Genomic DNA, 19,790 nt, shown 5'->3' on the forward strand with positions numbered 1-19,790 from the left:
GCACACGGCCAGCATCCGCGCAAGAAACGGCGGTGCCGCGACGGCTCGCCTCTCGATTGTGGGAAAGGGGTGGCGACGGTTACCGATTCGAAGAATCGGCGGGCGGACCGGCAAGCGCGGCCGGCTCCCGCTGCCCGGTTGCCTCGCGCTGGGCGGATAGCAGCGCTTGGTGGCGCTCGCGGAAGCGCTCCACCGCGGCTGGAGCGTCGGCGTGCTCCATGCGGGCTAGAAGGGCGGCCACTTCGATGTCGAAGCGCAGTTCCTCGACAAGGCGGTCGATTTGCCAGTTGGCCGCGCGCGGGTCGTGGGTGCCGAACCACGCGCGGATGGCGTCCTGGCAGTTGGCGATGCCCTCGGGTACGGTGCAGGCGGTGGCGACGCGCTCAAGTTCGGCGGCCATCAGCGGATCCAGCGCGCGGACCTCGTCCGCGGGGGCGGCGGCCACGCCGGCCGGAGCCTGCACCACGGCCGCCAGCAGGAGGGCGGCAACCCACCAGCCCCGCGCGGTCGCGGCGCTCATGACGCCACCCGGGCCGGCTCGGCGTTGCGGTTGGCGCAGAAGGCGCGCAGCCGACTCACATCGGCAATAGCGACGTCGCGCCCCGCCGTGGTGACGCCCACGCGGCGCAGGCCCATGAAGGCGCGCGAGAGGCTCTCGGGAACCATGCCGATCTTCTGCGCGATCTGGTTCTTGGCGATCGGCAGGCGCATGCGCACGCCGCCGTTGTCGGCGGGTTCGGCGTGGTCGGCCTGCTGGAGCAGGTAGGAGCCCAGGCGCTCGGTGGCCGACATCGCCTTGAGGTCGCCGATCTGCTCCACCGCCGCGTGGTACTGCTGGGCGATCATGCCGAACAGGGCGGCGGCAAAGGCTGGCTCCAGCATGGTCAGCGAACGGACCACGGACACCGGCAGCGTCGCGATTCGCACCGGGCGGGTGGCGACCGCCTGCACCGAGCACGGCGCGCCGGCCAATGCCGCGATGGCGTCCAGCGGACCGGGGCGCGAGATCACCTCGACGACCATCGGCTGGCCGTCACGCACCGCCGCCTCCAGCGCCACCGTGCCGCTGAGCAGGATGTACAGGACGTCCGACACGGTGCCGCGGGCAAACAGGACCGCGCCGCGGGCGTGGCTCTTCACCTCAATCATCTCGGTCACGCCGCAGAAGCGCAGCAACGACAGGCGGTCAAAGGGGGGGATGGCGGACAGCGCCTTGGCGGCTTCGGCGTGTCGGCGGGTGCGGATCTTCTTCATGAGAGTCGGCGCCCTCAGTGGGTGGTCGGCATGACACGATTCTCGACGGTCGAGATCTCGTGGTCGAGGATGGCCTTGCGCTCGTCGGCGGAAATCTCGGGGAACAGTTCGCCGAACACCCGGTCTGCGAAATCGCGGGCACGAACCTCGGCGAAGCCGAGGATCAGGGCGTGGCAGTAAGCGCTGATGGCGATACGGCCTTGCATGGGCGGCCTCATGGGGCTGGCTGGAAGCTCAGTGGGAGGCGTGGCGGCTGGTTTCGGGACGGCGGGGCAGCGTACGGTTCTGCGAGGCCTCCGGCTGGGTCCAGAGCTTCTCGTTTCGGGGCATCTCGCAGATACGCTGGATCTGCAAGCGGACTTCTGCGTCGGCTTCATTGCTCAGCGCGAGCAGGAATTCGTATTCGTCGCGCATGACACCCTCATTTTCGAGTGCGATGGATGGTAACTGTGCCGACATCCGTGCATGACGCGTGCCAAGGCGCAGCCGGCGCAAGCCAACCACCGCCGCGGCACCAGGATACCAATTCGGGTTCCGCCAATCCTGCCTTTGACACTCCGGTTCCCGGAGTCGGGATCTCTCCTAGCCCATCGTCAGCCGATCCAGGATGGGCTTGGCCGTGGCGCTCACGTCCGCCCAGGGTCCGGTGGCGGCGACGCGCCCCGCATCCAGGACGATGACGTGATCGGCGGAGCGCACGGTGGAGGGCCGATGCGCGATCACCACCACGGCCAGCCGCCCGCGCAACGCCTCCAAGGCGTCAAGGACGCGCCCCTCGCTTTCACTGTCGAGCGCGCTCGTCGCCTCGTCGAGGATCAACAGGTCCGGGCCGGCAAGGAGCGCGCGCGCCAACGCAAGGCGCTGCCGCTGCCCACCGGACAACCACCCGCCACGGTCACCCACCATCGTGTCGAGCCCCTGGGGCAGAGCGCGCACGAAATCGGCGGCGGCCACCTGCTCCAGCACCGCCCACAGCGCCGCGTCGGAAGCCTGAGGACACGCCATCAGCAGATTGGCGCGGACGGTATCATGGAAAAGGAACGCTTCCTGCGGAACGTACCCCACCCGCCGGCGCCACGCCCGCCGCAACGCCCCGGACAGAGGACGCCCGTCCACCAGGATGCGCCCCGTGTCGGGCTCGCTCAGCCCGAGCAGGAGATCGGCCAGGGTCGATTTGCCGGCCCCAGAGGGACCGACCACCGCGGTGACGGCGTGCATGGAAACCTGGGCATCGATCCCGCGAAGCACCGCCGGACCGTCCGCGCCGTATCCGAACGTTACCCGCTCCAGCGTCAGCCCGCGCACCGGCGGCGCCATGGGCGGCGCGTCGTCAGCGTCGAGGTCCGGCTCGGCGGCGGCGCGGCAGCGTGCAAGCATGCCTTGAACCGCGGCGTACGCCGGCAGCGCGTGCAGCACCGTCCGCCAAGCATCCTGAATGCGCAGCGACGCCGCCAGCAGACGGGCGAACGCCATCATCAGCACCAGCGTGTCGGCCAGCCCCATGGCGAGCACCCGCACGGCGAACCAGACGGACAGGGCTGCCGCGGCGGCCGCAAACGCTTGAAGCGCCGCGCGGCCCAAGCTGGACGAGCGCTGATGCGCAAGGGTCGCGGCCCGAACGTCCGCCATCCGCCCCTCGAAGCACCGGCGCCGCAGCGTCTCCAGCCCAAAGCCGCGGATCACCCGCATCCCCGCGAGGTCGTCGCTGATGTCGCCCTGCAAGGCCTTCCACGTCACGCCCAGCTGCTGCCCGAGCGCGTGCGACCGCCGGTTGAGCGGACGGCTGAGCACCAGACAAACGCCGCCGAGTGCCAGGGAGGCGCCGGTCAAGGCTGGCGACAGCCGCAGGGCCACCGCCAGCAGCACCGGGATCTCGACCGTCCAACCGGCCATCCGCAGAAGGAAATCCACGCCATTGACCGCGCGCGCCGTTTCCATGGTCAGCGCATGCTGGGCATCGGCCCCGCGCAGTTGGCTGAAAGCGCGCCACTCCATGCCGGTCAGCCCGCGGTGCAGGCGCCGCCGCAGATCGTCGGCAAAATCGGAACGAAGCGCCGCCACCGCGGTGCTGCGCGCCGCCACCACCATGGCGCCCGCCGCCACCAGCAGCACGTACACCGCCAACGCCCCCTCCAGCCCAATGGACGGAACGCCGGCCCACGCCGGAGCGCCGGTGCCGGCCTCGACGAGCCCCATGAGTTGAAGAATCGGCACGAGCAGCAGCAACCCCAGCCCTTCGGCGGCCACCGCCAGCACGGCCAATACGGCAACTCCAGCCAAGCGCCACCGCCCAAAGGCCACGATGTCCCGGACAAACGAACCGAAATTGCCCGTCTCGGCAGAGGCCATTCCCGAACTCATCCCGCTTCCCCGTTCGAACTCTGCCTGCCTCCCTATACCACGCTCCGGGGGGCCGTCATGGGGTGGAGGGGGCCTTGATGGCGAATTGCCGGCGCGGCGACGGGTCACGCCACTCCAGAAATTGACATTCAGGTTCCCGGAGTTGGGACATAGCCCCGATCGAAATGCGGATTTTGCTTTGCTGCCGCGGCGTTCACGCTTTGGCACGGCCGTTGCTATTAGGGATGCGCCCAGCACCCGCACCACCCACGTCGCCCGCAACGCACAAGGCCCGCAACCCCATTAAGGAAGGACAGGACATGACGACCGACACCGCCTTCACCATCATGACCTTCCTTGACAAGGCCGAACGCGTGCTTGGCGATGTGCGGCTCTACCCGACCGGCGGAACGCTGCGCGAGCGCCTGGTCAGCAACCGCGAAACGCTGGCCCTGGCGCGCCAGCACCTGAAACAGGCCCGCGCCCTGGCCTGATCCTCACCAAGGGTCCGACGAAGGGACGCCGCCCCGCCGCTTCACGGCCCCTCTCGGCACTGCCCGCCTCCACCACCGTCGACGCCCCGGCGAGGAGCGACTCGCCCCCTCGTCCAGCATGGCGCCGATCCAGGCCGAGCGCGCCAAGGGACGGACAGGCCCTGCGGCCTTCCGCCCCTATACCCACAATTTTGCCTTGGCTGGCCCGCCTTAGTTGACGGCGGCGACTTCGGCCTTGAAGGAAGCGTCCTTCACGCACAGCGAACGGAGCGTGTCGTAGCTGGACGCCGACACCCGCGCCCCCGGCTGCGTCAGCGCAGCGCATTCGCGCGGCGAATGCACCTGCGTCGCCTGCAGCGACGCGTATTGGCCATCGCCCACCCGAACCATGCCTGCGTTCGCGAAATTGTAGAGCTTCTCGTTGAGAGAGGCCCCGTTGTGCGCGTTGCAGCCGCCCAGCAGCAACGCGGCGCCGATAACCGCCCGCTTCATTTGCACACCCGAAGAAACACCGCCCGAGATCAAGAATGCCATACCTCGAAAGAGAAGAGAACAATACGTTGGTCATAACGAGGACACACATGGCCCAATCGTATTTCAGGCTTGTCATTGAGCACGGACGGCGGCGGGCGGCGCCGGGCTTGTCGCTTGACCAAAGTCAAAAGCTGTATTGGGGTGTTACGGCCATGACCGCCCGACATCGCATCCGGCACCTCGCAGCGTTGGCGCTGCTGGGGTTCGGCCTCCTGACAGCCGGCCCGGCGCAGGCCGCCGTGCGCTGCGTCCCCGTGTCCGCCGACGACGTCCGCCGCGTCGTCGCCGCCGCCACGCCGGACATCGGGGGGCCATCGCCGGGCGCCTGCGGCGCGCTGGCGCTGACCGGCGAGATCCGTCCAGGCGACTATGCCGCAGTGTCCGCCCTGGCAGAGCGGTCGGGGCCATTCCTCGCCCGCATCGACACCGTGGCGCGCGGCGGCGACGTGGCCGAGGCGATGCGGATCGGCCGGCTGGTCCGCGCCCGCCACCTGAGCACCGTAGCTCCGCAGTACCGGCCGGACCGCGGCGGCGTCTTCCCGGCACATTGCAAGCCCGACACCGAGTGCATCTGCGCCGGGGCCTGTTTCCTGGTGTGGGTGGCGGGTGCCGAGCGGCTGGGCGAGCATCTGCTGCTGCGCCGCCTGCCCGAACCGGAGATCGCCGCCTATCTGGCGGAGATGGAAGTGCCGCCAGCCTACGCCGCCACGCTGGCCACGCTGCCGCCGGGCGCGTCCCGGCCGCTATCGGAGGAACGGCTGGAAGCCGACCTCAAGGGTCCGACCGCTTCGGAACGGCGGCGGATCACCGCCACCTGCGGCGAGTACAGCGAGGCCGAGGCCATTGACGAACTGGCGCTCACCTCGCGCAAGCGCCTGGGCACAGCCCGCCTGACACCGGCGGAGGAACAGCACCTCGCCGTCTTGCAGGAGAAGACGGCGGCGGTGGACCGCTGCCGCGCCGCGACTCTGATCGCCGAACGCGTCCGGCGCTGGCGCAACGCACCGCCCCCCTGACGACGCGGCACGGCTTTTGCGTATAAGATAGGGCCTACCCGATGCCCCCCATCCGCCCCCTGTGGAGCCCCCCATGTCCTGACCCCTTACGGGTGCGGCGCCGACCCGGCGCATCACCGGAACCATTGCCGAATAATGTGGACGCCCGCGGCGTCTACAGCGCACGGATTTGACAGATTTCCGCGCACACGCTTTCGTATAGTATCCCGACAATCGCCTGACCCAGCACACGGTCCAGGCGGCTCGGGCATGGGTGGGAATCGAGCAACGATGCACGCGGGGATGCTGCCTTCTGCCGAGGCGCTGGTCGAACTCCTGAAGGGGGTCGGCCTCCTTGCGCTCGTGTCCATCCTCTTCGGCGATCTGGAGCAGCGGCTGGGACGCCGCCCACTGGTGTGGCCACTGACCTGCGGCGCGATGTTCGGCACGGGCGCGCTGATCTCCATGGCGCAGCCGATCACCATCGAACCCGGCGTCTACATCGACGCGCGCAGCGTGATACTGGCCCTCGCCGCCCCCATCGCCGGACCGCTCGCCGCCATGGCCGCCGCCGCCTTGGCCGCCGTTTACCGGCTGTGGCTGGGGGGCGCCGGGGCGCTCGCCGGGGTGGCCGCCATCGTCCTCTCCACCGCGGCCGGCATCGCCTTCGCGTATGTCGCCGAACGGCGCCGGGTGAAGCTGGGCAGCCGCCACATGCTGCTGCTCGGCCTGCTCGCCGGGTCGGCGCAAATCCTGGCGGCGGCGCTGCTGCCCAGGGACACGGCACTGGAGGCGCTGCGCACCACCGGCGCCGCGGTGATGGGCATGGGGCTGCTGGGCACCACGTTCCTCGGCACGCTGCTGCTGCGCGAGCGGCGGCGCCTGGAGGGAGCACGCGCGCTGCGCGAGAACGAGGGGCGCTACCGCCTCATCGCCGACACCGTCTCCGACGTGATCGGCAAGGTCGGACCGGACGGCGTGCTGACCTTCGCCTCGGGCGCCGTACAGGAAACGCTTGGCTGCACGCCGGCCGAACTGATCGGACAGCGCTTCGTCGATCTGCTTCACCCCGCCGACCAGCCCGGTGCCGACGCCCTGCCCGGCGGACCGCAGCCGCCGGCACCCGAGGCGCGCTTCACCGGCCGCATCCACCGCGCCGATGGCCGCTGGGTCTGGGTGGAGGTGGGGGTCCGCGCCGTCGCCTGCCGCTCCCCGGCGGTCACCCCCGCGCACATCCGCGAATACGTCATGGTGATCCGCGACATCTCCCGCCGGATCGAGGCGGACGCGGCTCTGCGCGAGGGCGAGGCGCGCTACCGGCTGCTGGCCGAGAACGTCTCCGACGTCATCGTGCGGGTGTCGCTCGACGGTGTGCGCACCTACTGCTCGGGCGCGGTGCACGACGTGTTCGGCTATGGGCCGGAGGAACTGACCGGCGACAATTTCATGACGCAGGTCCACCCCGACGACCGCCGCGCCGCCGGCGCGCTGTTCAGCCGCCTGACGCCGGACACGCCGCGCGGCACCGGCACCTTCCAGATGCGGCACAAGGACGGCCGCTGGGTGTGGACCGAGGCGTCGGCCCGCCTGATTACCGACCTGCGGGACGGCGAGCCGGTGGAATTCGTCTTCGTCATCCGCGACATCACCGACCGCAAGCGCATGGAAGAGGACCTGGAGGAAGCGCGCCGCACCGCCGAGCGCGCCAACCAGTCCAAGAGCAACTTCCTGGCCGGGCTCAGCCATGAGCTGCGCACGCCGCTGAACGCCATCATCGGCTTCGCCGACCTGATCGCCCGCGAGGCGTTCGGCCCGGCCGGCGACCGGCAGTACGTGCAGTTCGGCTCCGACATCCGCGACAGCGGCCACCATCTGCTGGGCCTGATCAACGAGATCCTCGACCACGCCAAGGCCGAGGCCGGCCGCCTGCGCCTGGACGAGGACACGGTGGACCTCTCGGCCGCCGTGCGATTCTGCACGCGGATGATCACCGCGCGGGCCGAGCGCTCGGGCGTCACCATCAGCCACAGCGTGGCGCCGGACGCCCAGTACCTCCGCGCCGACGAGAAGCGCATCCGGCAGATCCTGCTGAACCTGCTGACCAACGCCGTCAAGTACACACCCTCCGGCGGCCGGGTCGCCGTGACGGTGGCGCTGAACCAGGGGGCGCCGACGATCACCGTCTCCGACACCGGCATCGGCATCGACGAGAAGGATGTGCCGCGCGTCCTCCAGGCGTTCGAGCAGGTGGAGAACCCCGCCAACCGGCAGCTCACCGGCACCGGCCTGGGCCTGCCGCTGACCCGTCATCTGGTGGAGCTGCACGGCGGCCAGATGGTGCTGAGCAGCCGCGTCGGCGAGGGCTCGACCATCACCGTGCGCCTGCCGGCGGAGCGGCTGCTCCGCCTCGCCCACCCCTGCGCCGCCGCGGCGCAGACGCCGGGCAAGGCCACCATCCTGGTGGTCGACGACGACGCGCTGCTGCGGCAGGCCACCGTCCTGGTGCTGGAGAGCTACGGCCACCATGTGCTTCAGGCCGGCAACGCCAATGAGGCGCTGGTGCTGCTGAACGACGGCACGACGATCGACCTGCTGGTCACCGACGTCATCATGCCGCCGGGCATGAGCGGCATCGAGCTGGCCCAACAGGCGCGCCGCCTGCGGCCGGAGATGCGGATCATCGTCACCTCCGGCTTCGCCACGCACACCGTGGCCAGCAGCGACGACCCGCAACCGGGTTACGAGATGCTGCCCAAGCCCTTCTCCGCGATGGAGCTGAAGGCGAAGATCGACGCGCTGCTGGCCGAAATCACCCTGCCCGCCCCACAGCCCGCCCCACAGCCCGCTCCCCTGCCTATCGCCTCCCCCGCCCCGCCCAAGCCGGAGCCGGAACCGACGCCACACCCCTTGCGCATCCTGGTGGCGGACGATCTGGACAGCAACCGCGTCGTCGCCAGCGCCGTGCTGCGCCTCGCCGGGCACGTGGTGGACACGGTGGAGAACGGCGCCCAGGCGCTGGACGCCGTGCAGCACGTCCGCTACGACCTGGTGCTGATGGACGTGCAGATGCCGGTGATGGACGGCCTGGAGGCGGCGCGCGCCATCCGCGCCCTGCCGCCGCCGGTCGGCCGCCTGCCGGTCCTCGCGATGACCGCCGCGGCGCTGCCCCGCCAGCTGGAGGACTGCCGCGCCGCCGGTATGGACGGGCACGTGCTGAAACCCATCGAGCGCACCGGCCTGCTGGCCGCCATCGGCGCCGCCGTGACCGGCGCCGCCTACGCCCTCGACCCGGAAGACAGCGACCTGCCGGTGCTGGACGAGTTCATCCTGGACGAGTTGCGCGAGTCGCTCAGCGACCGGTCCTGCGCCGAGCTGATCGACGACTTCCTGCGCTCCGCGCCCGAGCGCCTGGAGGCGCTGCGCGCCGCCGCCGACGACATGGCGGCGGTCGACCGCAAGGCGCACGCGCTGGTGTCCTATGCCGGCAACGTCGGCCTGCGAGTGCTGCCGGCCCGCTGCCGCCAGCTGTGCGCCGCCGCCCACGCGGGCGACGCCCCGGCGGTGCGCGCCCTGCTCGCCGTCGTGGAAGACGCCGCCGCCGAAGGCATCGCCTATCTCCAGACCTACCGGGCCGGCGTGCCGATCCCGACTTAGAACCGCTTTCCCGGCGGCGTCGGATGCAACCAATGAAACGCTATGAAACGCTATGAAACGCGATTCTGGTGAGCGTTGCATCCGTTCGGCGTCGGATGAGACGGAGTGATACGGCCGGCGCATGAATGCTTCCATGATCGGCCGGCCGTATCACCCTCCCGCACATTGCTGCGCAATATGCTGCCGGGTTTGAACCGAAGGCGCTTGATGGAAGACATCAAGCGCCTTCGGTATGAGACGCTATGAAACGCATTTTTGCGGAGCGTCTCATCCTCTCCGCAGCGTGCGGACGCACCTCGCCAACGAGGAATTTCATCCTAGACCGGACAGCCTGCGAGAGCAAGTGCGCCGTTCCGCCCCCTCAGGGCGCCGTCAGGCTCAGCGCTTTCGCCTCGCTGGGGAAGCGCTCGGTCAGTGGGATGAACAGGGCCTTGTCGGCGCGGTAGTCGTCGAGCAAGCCCTTGCAGACGTTCTTGATGAAGCGGATGTCGTGGCCCTGGTTCTCCTCGTCCACCGTGGCGCGGGCCTTGACGATGGTCGCGTCCATGCTCTTGGCGGTGTCGCGCGCCGGGCTGCGCGATCCGGTGCGGGTGGCGTCCTGCACCAGGATGCTTTCGATCTTCGCCTGGGCGTCCTTCACTTCGTTGAAGTACTGCTCCAGCAGATCGAGGTGCTGTTCGCGGCGGTCGTAGTCGTAGTCGGCGCAGCGCGCCACCGTGGCGATGGTGCGGGCGATCCAGTCCCACAGCACCTGCGCGTCGTCCACCGTCGGCGCCGCGGCGCGCGCCGGCGCGGCGCACAGCAGCAGCGGCACAATCGCCATCACCGCCGGCAAGGATGCGCGTCTTCTCACCACCATCGCTCCACGACAGGCTTGCTCCCGCTTCTAGCGGGGCTATCCCGCCATCGCAACAGCATAGTCCGCCCGCCCCCGGCCCACACGTGACAAAGCCGGCGGCGCCGCTTCGCTGTATACGACTATGGTATGCTTCTTGCGGTCGCGCCCCGCACGATCGACGGGGAGGAGCCGATGGGCACACGCGCGGGTGCGGGGCGGACATGGAGGTGGGCGGCGCTGGCGGCGCTGGCCGTAGCGGCGGCGTGCAGCCGCCCGGTGGCCGAGGTGCCGCAGATCGACGCCGACCACCAGCGCGAGGAAACCGAGCTGCAAATGCGGCTGGCGACCGTGCGCGGCTTCGGCGGCCTGCACGGTTTGGACACCGGGCCGGCAAAGGCGGGAGACGACGACATCACCCGCCTCCAGCGCCTTCATGCGGTGGGGGCGCGGGTGCTGGAGGCCAACGCACCGCTGTGTGGCGGACGCACGCGTTATGATCTCGGCCTCGTGCCGATGAACCGCTCCGACAACGCGTTCGCCGGGGATTTCCTGCGCCATTTCCCGAATGACGAGAGCGTGGTGGTGCTGGCCGTCAGCGACACGAAGACCGGCGGGCCGAAGGTCGGCGACCGGCTGCTGGCAGTGAACGGCGAGCGCCTGCCCACCGGCCGCGACACCCTCGCGCAGGTCGAGGCGCTGCTGCGCCGGGCCGTCTCGTCGGAGCGGCCCGTCACGCTCTCGCTGTCGCGCGGCGGGCAGCCGCTGGACCTGCGGGTAACGCCGACGTTGCGGTGCGATTTTGATGTGCGGCTTGAGCGGGCGGGCGTGGTGAACGCCTACGCCGACGGCCGGTCGGTACGCTTCACCACCGCCATGATGGACTTCGTCACCGACGACGAGTTGGCGCTGATCTTCGGCCACGAGTTGGGCCACAACGCCATGGGCCACATGGACAAGCGCGAGGAGAACGCCCGCACCGGCTCGACGCTGGGCGGCGTGCTGGATCTGCTGACCGGCGCCGAGCACCTGGGCGGCTATTGGGGCGACGTGGCGCGTGGCGCCTACGGCCGCGACTTCGAGGCGGAGGCCGACTATGTCGGCATCTACTACGCCGCGCGCGCGGGGTTCGACATCACCGCGGCGGCGGGCTTCTGGCGGCGGCTGGCGGCGCTCAACCCGCGCACCATCACCATGTCCACCAGCCACCCCACCACCCCCGCCCGCTTCCTGGCATTGGAAGCCGCCGCCCGCGAGATCGAGGTCAAGCGAAGCAGCGGCGCCGACCTGCGGCCGGAAATCCGCAAGCGCTGACCGGCCGGGAATGGCCTCCTCTCCGCTGTGGGAAAATTAGGCGGGATTTTTCCGGCATTGAGGAATCTTGGATTGGAGCGAAGCGGGAATCCAAGGGAGACATGGGAGCGGCGCCTTGGCACGCGGCCTGCAAAGAGGAAGGTGCGCGACGCCGAACCACCCCCTCGGGCAGAGCGCACCGGACTTGGGAGACTGCTATGAAACGCACGCTGACCGTCCTCACCACGCTGGCCCTCGCCACCCTGGTCATCGCTGCCCCCGCGACCCTGTCGTCGGCCGCGTCGTCTCCCAGCCCCGCGCCGCAGCACCGCACCGGCGAAACCCTCGGCGTGCAGGCCGACTTGCCCTTCACCGCCACGGTGGTCGAAGCCTTTGACAGCGACAGCTACACCTACGCCCTGGTCGAGGACGAGGATGGACAGCGCTGGCTGGCCGCCCCGTACACCGACCTGAAGGCCGGCATGGTGGTCCGCCATGGCGACGGCACGATGGTGCGCGACTTCTACGCCAACGGCCTGAACCGCACCTTCCCCGGCGTCTTCTTCATCGGTGCCTTGCAGGCGGAGTGAAGGCATTCCCTCCCACGAGAAAGGCCGGGCAGAGCGCCCGGCCTTTTTTGTTTGTACAGGGCCGCTGCGCCCTTTCCCTGACCGTCATCCCCGCGGAGGCGGGGATGACGGTCAGGGGGCGTTGCAACGAGCCCGTCCCCTCAATACCCGCCCTTCTTCCCCGTGCTGCCGACGAAGGTGAAGGGCCATTCCATGGACACCGGCTGCCACCAGGGCTTGGCGCCCGTCTCCTTGTCGAGGTGGCGCGGGAAGACCTTGGCGGACGGCGGGGCGACGATCAGTTCCACTGTGTACTTGCCGGGGCCATTCAGCAGCAGGTTGGTGGCGTAGTGCGGGCCGTCCGAGGCGATCATCGGCTTCAGCACGCCGTCGCCAACCCAGTCGGAACCCTGCTTGCGCACGATGTACTCGACCTGAAGGTACGGCACGAAGGCACCGGGGAAGAAGCCGTAGGCGTTGTCCTTGGCGGCGGTGATCACCGCCTCCAGATGGGCGTCGGCCGGACCGCCGTGGCCGGCGTGGGGGTTGGCCGCGGGCTTCTGGCCGGGCTCGTCGCCGGTCTCCACCTCGACCGCCTGGATGTAGCGGACGACGATGTTCATGCCCTCGCGCTCGGCGGTGCCGATGTCGCGGCCGGCGGCGAGCGCGGCGGGAGCGGCGACCCCGATCAGCAGGGCGGCGAGCGGCAGGGCGTACAGGGTCTTCATCGCAGAATTCCTTGGGGTCACGGAAATCAAAGGCCGAAGAGCGCCGGCCACCAGCCGAACGCGATGGCGGCGCTGCCCAGCACGCCGGGCACCAGCGGCAGCCAGCGCTTCGCTGCCGGCACGCCCTGGTTGCCGAGGATTCGCCAGCCGAGCCAGACGCTCCACACCAGACTGGCGGCGAACAGCAACGCCTTGGCGGCGCGCACCACGTCGGGGCCGAAGCCCAGCAGTTGCAGTGGCGCGAACAGCGCGGTGCCCAGGCCGACCACCAGCGACACCATGGCGACCGGCGCGTACTGGTAGCCCAACTCGGTAAAGCGGCGGGCAAAGGTGGAATCCGCACCGGCGCGGCCGGCGAGGCGCGCGGCGGCCGCGGTGGTGGCGCCCAGCAGCGCCGTGTACAGCGCCATCACCGCCAGCATGGCGCCGACGATCAGGAAGAAGTCGAGCCAGACCAGCACCTCGCGGCGCTCGGGGTGGACGCTCATCAGCCAGCCGGGGCCGGATTCGAGGAGCCAGAACAGGTCGCGCTCGATGGCCCACTCGCCGGTCATCTGGCGCAGATCCTGCCACAGCGGCAGGATCTGCCACAGGAAGCCGCCCAGCGCGATGCCGGTGCCGATGAACAGGAACCACACCTCCATCGGGTTGGCGTGGTGGTGGCGGATGTTCTCCACCTCCTCGCCGGGCCGGCGCAGGCGCAGCGCGACACCGCCCTTGGCGTCGGGGTTGACGCAGCGGAAGCACTCGATGCAGTGGCGCGACTCTTCCTTGCGCGTGACGTCGATCATCGTCGGGCAGACGCCGTGCTCGGTGTAGCTCTCGCCGCCGGCCAGCTTGATCTTCGGGCGGAACTCGACCGCGCCCAGGCGCGAGAAGACGCCCAGCAGCAGGCCGATCGGGCACAGGTGGCGGCACCACGCGCGGCGGCGCCGGCCATAGAAGAAGCCCACGAGGATCGCCGCCCCCATGGTGGCGCCGAACACCTCGGCCGCGGCTTCGGGATGGTCGCGCACGCCGACCGTCTGGCCGAGGATGGTGATGATCAGGAAGCTGACCACCGGCAAGCCTTCCCAGCGCAGCCACGCGGGGATGCTCCATTGCGGGCCGAAGCGGTTGCCCCACTCCGCCGCCGCGCCCATCGGGCAGAGGATGCCGCACCACGACCGGCCGGTGACGATCACCGACAGGAACACCAGCGGGAACCACAGCCCCCACAGCACATAGGACGCGAACGGCGTGATGTGGTCGAACGCCCCGGCGCCCGGAGGCGCCTCGGGCGTGAACAGCGGGCCGAAGATGATGGTCATGAAGACCACGAACATCGCCGCGTGCACGTACGCCAGCCGGCGGCGGTGGCGGACGAAGAACCCCTCGACGGCGCGGGCCACGGACGCCAGCGCCGGTTGCGGCTTCGCCGCAGGACGGGCGGCAGGACGTGAGGTCTCCACGGGTCGGGCTTGGGGGATGGTGCCGCTCATCGTGATCGTCCAGTTGGCTTGGTGCCGGCGCCGGCATGATCGATGGTCGTGGTTAACAGCCAATGAACCGGCGCCGTCGGTCGTTGCCCGCAGAGTTGCAAGAAGCGGACCGGAGGCGGCTGGAGCGTGCGGGGCGTTCCCAAGGTTGGGAGCGGTGAATTGCGTTTCCATTTCCGGGAATCCGCTTCCCGGCGCGGGGAAGCGGAGGGGGCGCGCGGAGCGCAAAAGAAAACGCACCGTCCGAGCCTGCGGGCGGTGCGTTGAGGAAGCGGCGTGGGAGAGATCGCAAAAGCCGCACTGTGCACCCCGTACCTTGCAAGCGCCGTGACAGTTTGTGCCAGTCCCCGAAATATTTATAGAATGCGGGCTATGTGGCCCGGCTTTGGCATGGAACCACCCAGGCGCCCTTGGCGCCGTCCCGTCGGAGTGGTTCGGAGCTATGACCCACCGCCTTGTCCTCGTGGCCATCCTCAGCGTTCCGCTGTGCGGATGCTATGGCCTGTGGGACACGAACCAGACGCTGATCCAATTCGTGACCGGCACCAAGATCGAGGTCGTCAAGGCCCCGACCTATGCCGAGGATCGCGACGCGCCGCGCAAGCGCAAGATCATCGTCAAGACCAAGGCGGAAGCTGAGGCCGAGAAGCTGGCCAAGAAGGGCGGGAAGGGCGACGACTCCGAGGTCGCCATGCTGAAGGCGGCGCAGGAGCGCAGCGACAACAAGAGCAGCGCACCCGCCGAGCAGAAGGCGGCCGACCAGAAACCGGCCGAAAAGCCGGCCGAGAAGCCGGCGGAGCAGACGCTGTCCGTCGACAAGGCCAAGGCGGAAGCCCCGCCGGCGAAGCCGTACTATCCCGAACAGAAGGCGCCACCGGCGGTGCCGCGCCCGGCGGTGAAGATCGACGCGTCGGCCGACGCTCCGGCGGGAACCGCCAAGCCGATGATCCCCCTGCCCTCGCCCGCCAAGTCGATCCCGCAGGGCGCCACCCCGGCCGAGCGGTCCTGGCAGGCGAAGACGGCCAAGCGCGACAAGAAGGCGGCGCAGCAGCAGGAGCAGAAGCAGGAGAAGCCCACAGATGCCAAGCCGGATGAGGCCAAGCCCGCCGAACCCGCGCCGAGCACGAACGCCGACGCTCCGAAGGACAGCTGATCCCACAAACGAAAAGGGCGGCCGAAGCCGCCCGTTCCTGTTCCTGAAAGCCGGTCAGCCTTCCGGCAGTTCCTCGATCTGGCGCTTCAGTTCCTTGTACTCGGCCGACTTCGGGTCCAGCCCGCCAAGCAGGTTCGACCAGTGCGTCCGCGCCGCGCGGTAGCGGCCGGCCTGCATCTCCGCCAAGCCGATGAAGTACTGCGCGTCGGCGTTGCCGGGGTCGAGCATCAGGATCTCGCGCATCACCGTGACGTAGTCGGCGGGCAACGTCTCCGGCTCGCCAGCCATCAGCAGCAGCACGTCGGCGTAGTCCATCTTGATCTGCACGTCCTTGGGCTTCAGCGCGGTCGCCCGGCCGTAGGCGTCCTTGGCCTTCTGCATGTCGCCCAGCACCCGGTACGAGCGGCCGAGCTTTACCCAGCCGTCGGCGTCGTCGCCGTTCTGCGCCAGCCGCTCGCTCAACTGCGCGACCATGTTGCGGACCATCTCTGGAGTGTCGCGCTGGGCGGGGGCGACGCGCTCATGCCGGCCGTCGCCGACCGACGCGGTGACCGGGGACTGCGGCGGCACGCTCTCCGGGTTGACGCCGGCCGCGGCGGCGGCCTCGCGCATGCGCTCGCGCAGGAACGGGAGCCAGGGGGCCTCCGGGCCGGAGTCCTTCTCCAGGTCGCGCCAGATCGCCACCGCCTGCACGGCGTCGCCGAGCTGCATGGCCTCCATCCCCAGATAGAAGCGCGAGCGCGGGTCGCCGGGGTGCAGACGCAGCGCGTTGCGGAAGGCGTTGCCGGCCTCGGTGGTCACCGTGCCGCCACCGGCCAGCGCGATGGACTCGCCCAGCGTGGCGTAGGTCTCCGGGTCGGTGCTGCCGAGCTTCGCAGCCTGGCGCAGCGAGGCCGCGGCCTCCTCCAGCCGGTTGAGGGCGCGGTAGGAACGGCCGAGGAGTTGCCAGCCCTCGACGTCCTCGGGGTTCTGGGTCAGGCGGGCCGACAGGCCCTCGATCATGGCGAGGATCGTCGGGTCCTGGTCGCCGCCGAGTTCCTGGCGCTCCGCCTGCGCCTCGGCGTAGGGCTTGTCCGGGTGGCCGGGCACGCCGAGGTGGTTGTAGAGGCCGAAGGCCACCGCCGGCACGAACAGCGTCAGCGAGCCGGCCAGCGCCGCGCGCGCACCGCGGCCGAGCGGCCGGTCGGCGCGGTCGGCGGCCACGCCGAGAATGCGGCGCTGGATCTCGATGCGCGTGGCCTCGGCCTGATCGGCGGTCAGCAGGCCGCTCTCCAGGTCGCGCTCGACCTCGGTGAGCTGGTCGCGGTAGACGGCGAGGTCGTGCGCGCCGCGCGTGGACGCCTCGGTGGCGTCGCCGCGGCGCAGCAGCGGCAGCAGCAACAGGGCGAGGACCACCGCCGTCAGGGCGGCGAGGACGAGCCAGAAGGTCATGACTGGCCTCCGCTGGAGAGGATATCCTTGAGCCGCGCGCGCTCGGCGTCGCTGAGCGGCACGGGGGCTGTCTCGACGGCGCGGCGGCGCAGGACGGAGCGCGCCGCCAGCAGCGCCAGCAGCAGCAGCACCGCCGGTGCGGTCCACAGCACCACCGTCGTCGCCTTCACCGGCGGCTTCAGCAGCACATAGTCGCCGTAGCGGTCGGTGAGGAACTTCACCACACCGGCGTCGCTGTCACCGGCGCTCAGGCGCTCGCGGACGATGACCCGCAGGTCGCGGGCGAGCGGCGCGTCGGAATCGTCGATGGACTGGTTCTGGCAGACCAGGCAGCGCAGATCCTTGCTGATCTCGCGCGCCCGGTGCTCCAGGGTGGCGTCCTTCAGCACCTCGTCGGGCATCACGGCGCCGGCCGGCGCCGCCAGTCCCATCGCCAAAGCGGCGGCCAAGATCAGGCGCTTCACCGGGACAACTCCTTGATCATCGGCGCCATGTCCTTGCGCCAGACGTCTTCCGTGATGGGGCCGACCTGCTTGAAGCGGATGCGGCCCTGTTTGTCGATGATGTAGCTTTCCGGCACGCCGTAGACGCCCCAGTCGATGGCGACGCGGCCGTCGCGGTCGGCGGCGATGACGCCGTACGGGTCACCCAGCTGGCGCAGCCAGTTCAGCGCGTCCTCGGGCTTGTCCTTGTAGTTCAAGCCGACGATCTGCACCGTCCCGGCACGCGACAACTCCAACAGCAGCGGGTGCTCGACCCGGCAGGGGATGCACCACGAGGCGAAGAAGTTAACCAGCGTGACCTTGCCCTCGAACCGGGCGTTCGAGACCGTGCCGTCGCTGCCGCGCAGGCCCGCCAGCGAGAAGGCCGGCGACGGCTTGTCGATCATCGGCGAGGGGATCAGCTTCGGGTCGCGGTTGAACCCGACGAGGAAGAACCCGGCAACCACCACCAGGATCAGAAGCGGCAGCAGATAGACGAGACGCTTCATGGATCAGGCCTTTCCGGCAACAGCGTTGGCCGGCAGCGCACCGCGGGCGCGCACCGGCGCGCCGATGCGGTGGCGTCGGTCAGACAGGCTGGCCAGCCCGCCCAGCGCCATGATGATGCCGCCGACCCACAGCCACGGCACCAGCGGGTTGTAGTACAGCCGCGTGACAAAGCTGCCATTCTCGGAATCGCCGATCACCGCGTAGAGGTCGCCGAACAGAGTGGTCTCGATGGCGGCCTCGGTGGTCGGGCGCTGCGGCTGCATGTACAGGCGCTTTTCCGGGTACATGATGGCGAAGGGCTTGCCGTCCTTCGTCACGGTGAAGGTCGCCCGCGCCGCCACATAGTTCGGCCCGCGGGTCTCCTCGACACCGTCCAGGCGGTAGCCGTAGCCGGCCACCACGACGGTTTCACCGATGCGCTGGGTCTGGATGCTCTCGACCTTCCAGGCGGACGAGCCGGTGATGCCGGCGATGACGAACGCCAGCCCGAGGTGGCCCAGCAGCAGGCCATAGGCCGAGCGCGGCAGGTGAACCAGCCGGGACAGGCTGTCGGCCACGGGGATCTGGAACAAGCGGACGCGCTCGCCGATCTCGCTCAGCGTGCCGACGAACAGGTAGGCGGCGAGCCCGGTGCCCAGCGCCGCCCACCAGGGCGAGGACGAGCCGCCGTACACCAGCGTCGCCCCGGCGGTCAGCACGGCGAGGACGATTGCGGGGCTCAGCGTGCGCAGGGCGCGCAGCAGGTTGCCGCGCTTCCAGGCGAGCAGCGGGCCGAGCGCCATGACGAGGACCAGCGGCACCGACAGCGGCACGAACACCGCGTTGAAAAAGGGCGCGCCCACCGACAGCTTGCCGAGGTTCAGCGCGTCGGCGAACAGCGGGTACAGCGTGCCGAGCAGCACGGTGCCGGCGGCGGTGGACAGCAGCACGTTGTTGAGCACCAGCGAGCCCTCGCGGCTGACGCCGGAGAACAGGCCGCCGGACTTCAGCACCGGAGCGCGCACGGCGTACAAGCCCAGCGAGCCGCCGACCGTCACCAGCAGCAGCCCGAGGATGAACAGGCCGCGCCCGGGGTCGGAGGCGAAGGAGTGCACGGAGCTGATGACGCCCGAGCGCACGAGGAAGGTGCCCAGGAGGCTGAGGCTGAAGGCGACGATGGCGAGCAGGATGGTCCAGGTCTTCAGCGTGTCGCGCTTCTCGACGATGATCGCCGAGTGCAGCAGCGCCGTGCCGGCCAGCCACGGCATAAACGAGGCGTTCTCGACGGGGTCCCAGTACCACCAGCCGCCCCAGCCCAGCTCATAATAGGCCCACCAGGAACCAAGGCCGATGCCAACGGTCAGGAAGGTCCAGGCGGCCAGCGTCCACGGGCGCACCCAGCGCGCCCAGGCGGCGTCCACCCGGCCCTCGATCAGCGCGGCGACGGCGAAGGAGAAGGCGATGGAGAAGCCGACATAGCCCAGGTAGAGGAACGGCGGGTGGAAGGCGAGGCCGGGGTCCTGAAGCAGCGGGTTGAGGCCGTTGCCGTTCAGCGGCACCGGGTCCAGGCGCTCGAACGGGTTGGAGGTCAGCAGGATGAACAGCGTGAAGCCCACGGCGATCATCGCCTGCACCGCCAGGGTGCGGGCGCGCAACGATTCCGGCAGGTTGCGGCCGAAGGTCGCCACCGCGGCGCCGAAGCCGGCGAGAATGGTGATCCACAAGAGCAGCGAGCCCTCGTGGTTGGCCCACAGGCCGCTCACCTTGTAGAGCATCGGCTTGTCGGTGTGCGAGTTCTGGGCGACGTTCGCCACGGAGAAATCGCTGGTCACGTAGGCGTGCATCAGCGCGCCGAAGGCGATGCCGACCAGCAGGAACTGCGCGAACGCCGCGGTGCGGGCAAAAGCCATCAGCGCGCGGTCGCCGCGCTGCGCCCCGATCAGGGGCACGACGGCCTGCGCCGCCGCGACGGCGACGGCCATGATCAGCGCGTAGTGGCCGATTTCCGTGAACATCCGATGTCGCTCCTGCCGCTCAATCGAAAGCCCCTCCCCCCTTGCG

The 19,790-nt window shown here is 69.8% G+C and carries 19 protein-coding genes; 6 read left to right on the forward strand and 13 right to left on the reverse strand.

The features are described 5' to 3' along the window. Window positions 1–79 precede the first annotated feature (79 nt). The 5 genes from ACSVDD_RS06425 to ACSVDD_RS06445 all read right to left on the reverse strand — a co-directional run bounded on the left by ACSVDD_RS06425 (window position 80) and on the right by ACSVDD_RS06445 (window position 3,534). On the reverse strand, window positions 80–520 hold the full coding sequence (locus ACSVDD_RS06425; protein ID WP_448188459.1) for a hypothetical protein: 441 nt from the start codon (window positions 518–520) through the stop codon (window positions 80–82). Next, on the reverse strand, window positions 517–1,254 hold the full coding sequence (locus ACSVDD_RS06430) for a Crp/Fnr family transcriptional regulator (RefSeq protein WP_448188460.1): 738 nt from the start codon (window positions 1,252–1,254) through the stop codon (window positions 517–519). The genes ACSVDD_RS06425 and ACSVDD_RS06430 overlap by 4 nt, the downstream gene beginning before the upstream one ends. A gap of 14 nt (window positions 1,255–1,268) precedes the next feature. Beyond that, window positions 1,269–1,460, reverse strand: coding sequence for a hypothetical protein (locus ACSVDD_RS06435; RefSeq protein WP_448188461.1), 192 nt, complete (start codon window positions 1,458–1,460; stop codon window positions 1,269–1,271). A 28-nt stretch (window positions 1,461–1,488) separates the two neighbouring features. Then, window positions 1,489–1,668, reverse strand: coding sequence for a hypothetical protein (locus ACSVDD_RS06440; RefSeq protein WP_448188462.1), 180 nt, complete (start codon window positions 1,666–1,668; stop codon window positions 1,489–1,491). 168 nt (window positions 1,669–1,836) lie between these two features. Continuing rightward, window positions 1,837–3,534: an ABC transporter ATP-binding protein gene (locus ACSVDD_RS06445; protein WP_448188463.1), complete on the reverse strand. Its 1,698-nt coding sequence runs from the start codon at window positions 3,532–3,534 to the stop codon at window positions 1,837–1,839. A 380-nt stretch (window positions 3,535–3,914) separates the two neighbouring features. On the opposite strand from ACSVDD_RS06445, the gene ACSVDD_RS06450 reads away from it, so the two are divergent. Further along, window positions 3,915–4,088, forward strand: a complete 174-nt coding sequence (locus tag ACSVDD_RS06450) for a hypothetical protein (RefSeq protein ID WP_448188464.1) — start codon at window positions 3,915–3,917, stop codon at window positions 4,086–4,088. Between the two features lie 210 nt (window positions 4,089–4,298). Here the strand turns inward: ACSVDD_RS06450 and ACSVDD_RS06455 are convergent, their stop codons facing one another. Continuing rightward, on the reverse strand, window positions 4,299–4,580 hold the full coding sequence (locus tag ACSVDD_RS06455) for a hypothetical protein (protein ID WP_448188465.1): 282 nt from the start codon (window positions 4,578–4,580) through the stop codon (window positions 4,299–4,301). Window positions 4,581–4,774: 194 nt separating this feature from the next. Between ACSVDD_RS06455 and ACSVDD_RS06460 the strand changes: the two genes are divergently transcribed. Then, window positions 4,775–5,638: a hypothetical protein gene (locus ACSVDD_RS06460; RefSeq protein ID WP_448188466.1), complete on the forward strand. Its 864-nt coding sequence runs from the start codon at window positions 4,775–4,777 to the stop codon at window positions 5,636–5,638. A 282-nt stretch (window positions 5,639–5,920) separates the two neighbouring features. After that, window positions 5,921–9,271 carry a response regulator gene (locus ACSVDD_RS06465; RefSeq protein ID WP_448188467.1) on the forward strand — a complete coding sequence of 1,117 codons (3,351 nt, stop codon included), beginning with the start codon at window positions 5,921–5,923 and terminating at the stop codon, window positions 9,269–9,271. 361 nt (window positions 9,272–9,632) lie between these two features. Here ACSVDD_RS06465 and ACSVDD_RS06470 read toward each other — a convergent pair whose 3' ends face one another. Beyond that, a complete protein-coding gene (locus tag ACSVDD_RS06470; protein ID WP_448188468.1) occupies window positions 9,633–10,124 on the reverse strand; it encodes a hypothetical protein in 492 nt (163 codons plus the stop codon). A gap of 177 nt (window positions 10,125–10,301) precedes the next feature. On the opposite strand from ACSVDD_RS06470, the gene ACSVDD_RS06475 reads away from it, so the two are divergent. Then, window positions 10,302–11,420 carry a M48 family metallopeptidase gene (locus ACSVDD_RS06475; protein ID WP_448188469.1) on the forward strand — a complete coding sequence of 373 codons (1,119 nt, stop codon included), beginning with the start codon at window positions 10,302–10,304 and terminating at the stop codon, window positions 11,418–11,420. A 197-nt stretch (window positions 11,421–11,617) separates the two neighbouring features. After that, window positions 11,618–11,989, forward strand: coding sequence for a hypothetical protein (locus ACSVDD_RS06480; RefSeq protein WP_448188470.1), 372 nt, complete (start codon window positions 11,618–11,620; stop codon window positions 11,987–11,989). A 140-nt stretch (window positions 11,990–12,129) separates the two neighbouring features. Here the strand turns inward: ACSVDD_RS06480 and ACSVDD_RS06485 are convergent, their stop codons facing one another. Both ACSVDD_RS06485 and ACSVDD_RS06490 read right to left on the reverse strand, forming a co-directional pair. Further along, window positions 12,130–12,696, reverse strand: a complete 567-nt coding sequence (locus ACSVDD_RS06485) for an iron transporter (RefSeq protein WP_448188471.1) — start codon at window positions 12,694–12,696, stop codon at window positions 12,130–12,132. A gap of 26 nt (window positions 12,697–12,722) precedes the next feature. Next, window positions 12,723–14,177 (reverse strand): 4Fe-4S binding protein, encoded by a 1,455-nt coding sequence (locus tag ACSVDD_RS06490; protein ID WP_448188472.1) that lies wholly within the window; start codon window positions 14,175–14,177, stop codon window positions 12,723–12,725. A 439-nt stretch (window positions 14,178–14,616) separates the two neighbouring features. Between ACSVDD_RS06490 and ACSVDD_RS06495 the strand changes: the two genes are divergently transcribed. Then, on the forward strand, window positions 14,617–15,327 hold the full coding sequence (locus ACSVDD_RS06495; RefSeq protein WP_448188473.1) for a hypothetical protein: 711 nt from the start codon (window positions 14,617–14,619) through the stop codon (window positions 15,325–15,327). A 54-nt stretch (window positions 15,328–15,381) separates the two neighbouring features. Here ACSVDD_RS06495 and ccmI read toward each other — a convergent pair whose 3' ends face one another. Genes ccmI through ACSVDD_RS06515 form a run of 4 tightly spaced genes read right to left on the reverse strand, consistent with a single transcriptional unit; the run spans window position 15,382 to window position 19,744 of the window. Further along, a complete protein-coding gene (ccmI, locus tag ACSVDD_RS06500) occupies window positions 15,382–16,758 on the reverse strand; it encodes a c-type cytochrome biogenesis protein CcmI (RefSeq protein ID WP_448188474.1) in 1,377 nt (458 codons plus the stop codon). Further along, the gene (locus ACSVDD_RS06505; protein ID WP_448188475.1) at window positions 16,755–17,222 is read right to left on the reverse strand and encodes a cytochrome c-type biogenesis protein; all 468 of its coding nucleotides are present in this window, start codon (window positions 17,220–17,222) and stop codon (window positions 16,755–16,757) included. The genes ccmI and ACSVDD_RS06505 overlap by 4 nt, the downstream gene beginning before the upstream one ends. Continuing rightward, window positions 17,219–17,749 carry a DsbE family thiol:disulfide interchange protein gene (locus tag ACSVDD_RS06510; protein WP_448188476.1) on the reverse strand — a complete coding sequence of 177 codons (531 nt, stop codon included), beginning with the start codon at window positions 17,747–17,749 and terminating at the stop codon, window positions 17,219–17,221. Before ACSVDD_RS06510 ends, ACSVDD_RS06505 begins: the two co-directional genes overlap by 4 nt. Window positions 17,750–17,752: 3 nt before the next feature. Continuing rightward, window positions 17,753–19,744: a heme lyase CcmF/NrfE family subunit gene (locus ACSVDD_RS06515; protein WP_448188477.1), complete on the reverse strand. Its 1,992-nt coding sequence runs from the start codon at window positions 19,742–19,744 to the stop codon at window positions 17,753–17,755. Between the last annotated feature and the right edge of the window lie 46 nt (window positions 19,745–19,790).

It is taken from the genome of Azospirillum terrae (assembly GCF_053470425.1).

Bases quoted from the DNA above. Each gene is read 5' to 3' on its own strand.
- ACSVDD_RS06425 (WP_448188459.1), bottom strand. From the start codon at position 520: ATGAGCGCCGCGACCGCGCGGGGCTGGTGGGTTGCCGCCCTCCTGCTG.
- ACSVDD_RS06430 (WP_448188460.1), bottom strand. From the start codon at position 1,254: ATGAAGAAGATCCGCACCCGCCGACACGCCGAAGCCGCCAAGGCGCTG.
- ACSVDD_RS06435 (WP_448188461.1), bottom strand. From the start codon at position 1,460: ATGCAAGGCCGTATCGCCATCAGCGCTTACTGCCACGCCCTGATCCTC.
- ACSVDD_RS06440 (WP_448188462.1), bottom strand. From the start codon at position 1,668: ATGCGCGACGAATACGAATTCCTGCTCGCGCTGAGCAATGAAGCCGAC.
- ACSVDD_RS06450 (WP_448188464.1), top strand. From the start codon at position 3,915: ATGACGACCGACACCGCCTTCACCATCATGACCTTCCTTGACAAGGCC.
- ACSVDD_RS06455 (WP_448188465.1), bottom strand. From the start codon at position 4,580: ATGAAGCGGGCGGTTATCGGCGCCGCGTTGCTGCTGGGCGGCTGCAAC.
- ACSVDD_RS06460 (WP_448188466.1), top strand. From the start codon at position 4,775: ATGACCGCCCGACATCGCATCCGGCACCTCGCAGCGTTGGCGCTGCTG.
- ACSVDD_RS06465 (WP_448188467.1), top strand. From the start codon at position 5,921: ATGCTGCCTTCTGCCGAGGCGCTGGTCGAACTCCTGAAGGGGGTCGGC.
- ACSVDD_RS06475 (WP_448188469.1), top strand. From the start codon at position 10,302: ATGGGCACACGCGCGGGTGCGGGGCGGACATGGAGGTGGGCGGCGCTG.
- ACSVDD_RS06480 (WP_448188470.1), top strand. From the start codon at position 11,618: ATGAAACGCACGCTGACCGTCCTCACCACGCTGGCCCTCGCCACCCTG.
- ACSVDD_RS06485 (WP_448188471.1), bottom strand. From the start codon at position 12,696: ATGAAGACCCTGTACGCCCTGCCGCTCGCCGCCCTGCTGATCGGGGTC.
- ACSVDD_RS06490 (WP_448188472.1), bottom strand. From the start codon at position 14,177: ATGAGCGGCACCATCCCCCAAGCCCGACCCGTGGAGACCTCACGTCCT.
- ACSVDD_RS06495 (WP_448188473.1), top strand. From the start codon at position 14,617: ATGACCCACCGCCTTGTCCTCGTGGCCATCCTCAGCGTTCCGCTGTGC.
- ccmI (WP_448188474.1), bottom strand. From the start codon at position 16,758: ATGACCTTCTGGCTCGTCCTCGCCGCCCTGACGGCGGTGGTCCTCGCC.
- ACSVDD_RS06510 (WP_448188476.1), bottom strand. From the start codon at position 17,749: ATGAAGCGTCTCGTCTATCTGCTGCCGCTTCTGATCCTGGTGGTGGTT.
- ACSVDD_RS06515 (WP_448188477.1), bottom strand. From the start codon at position 19,744: ATGTTCACGGAAATCGGCCACTACGCGCTGATCATGGCCGTCGCCGTC.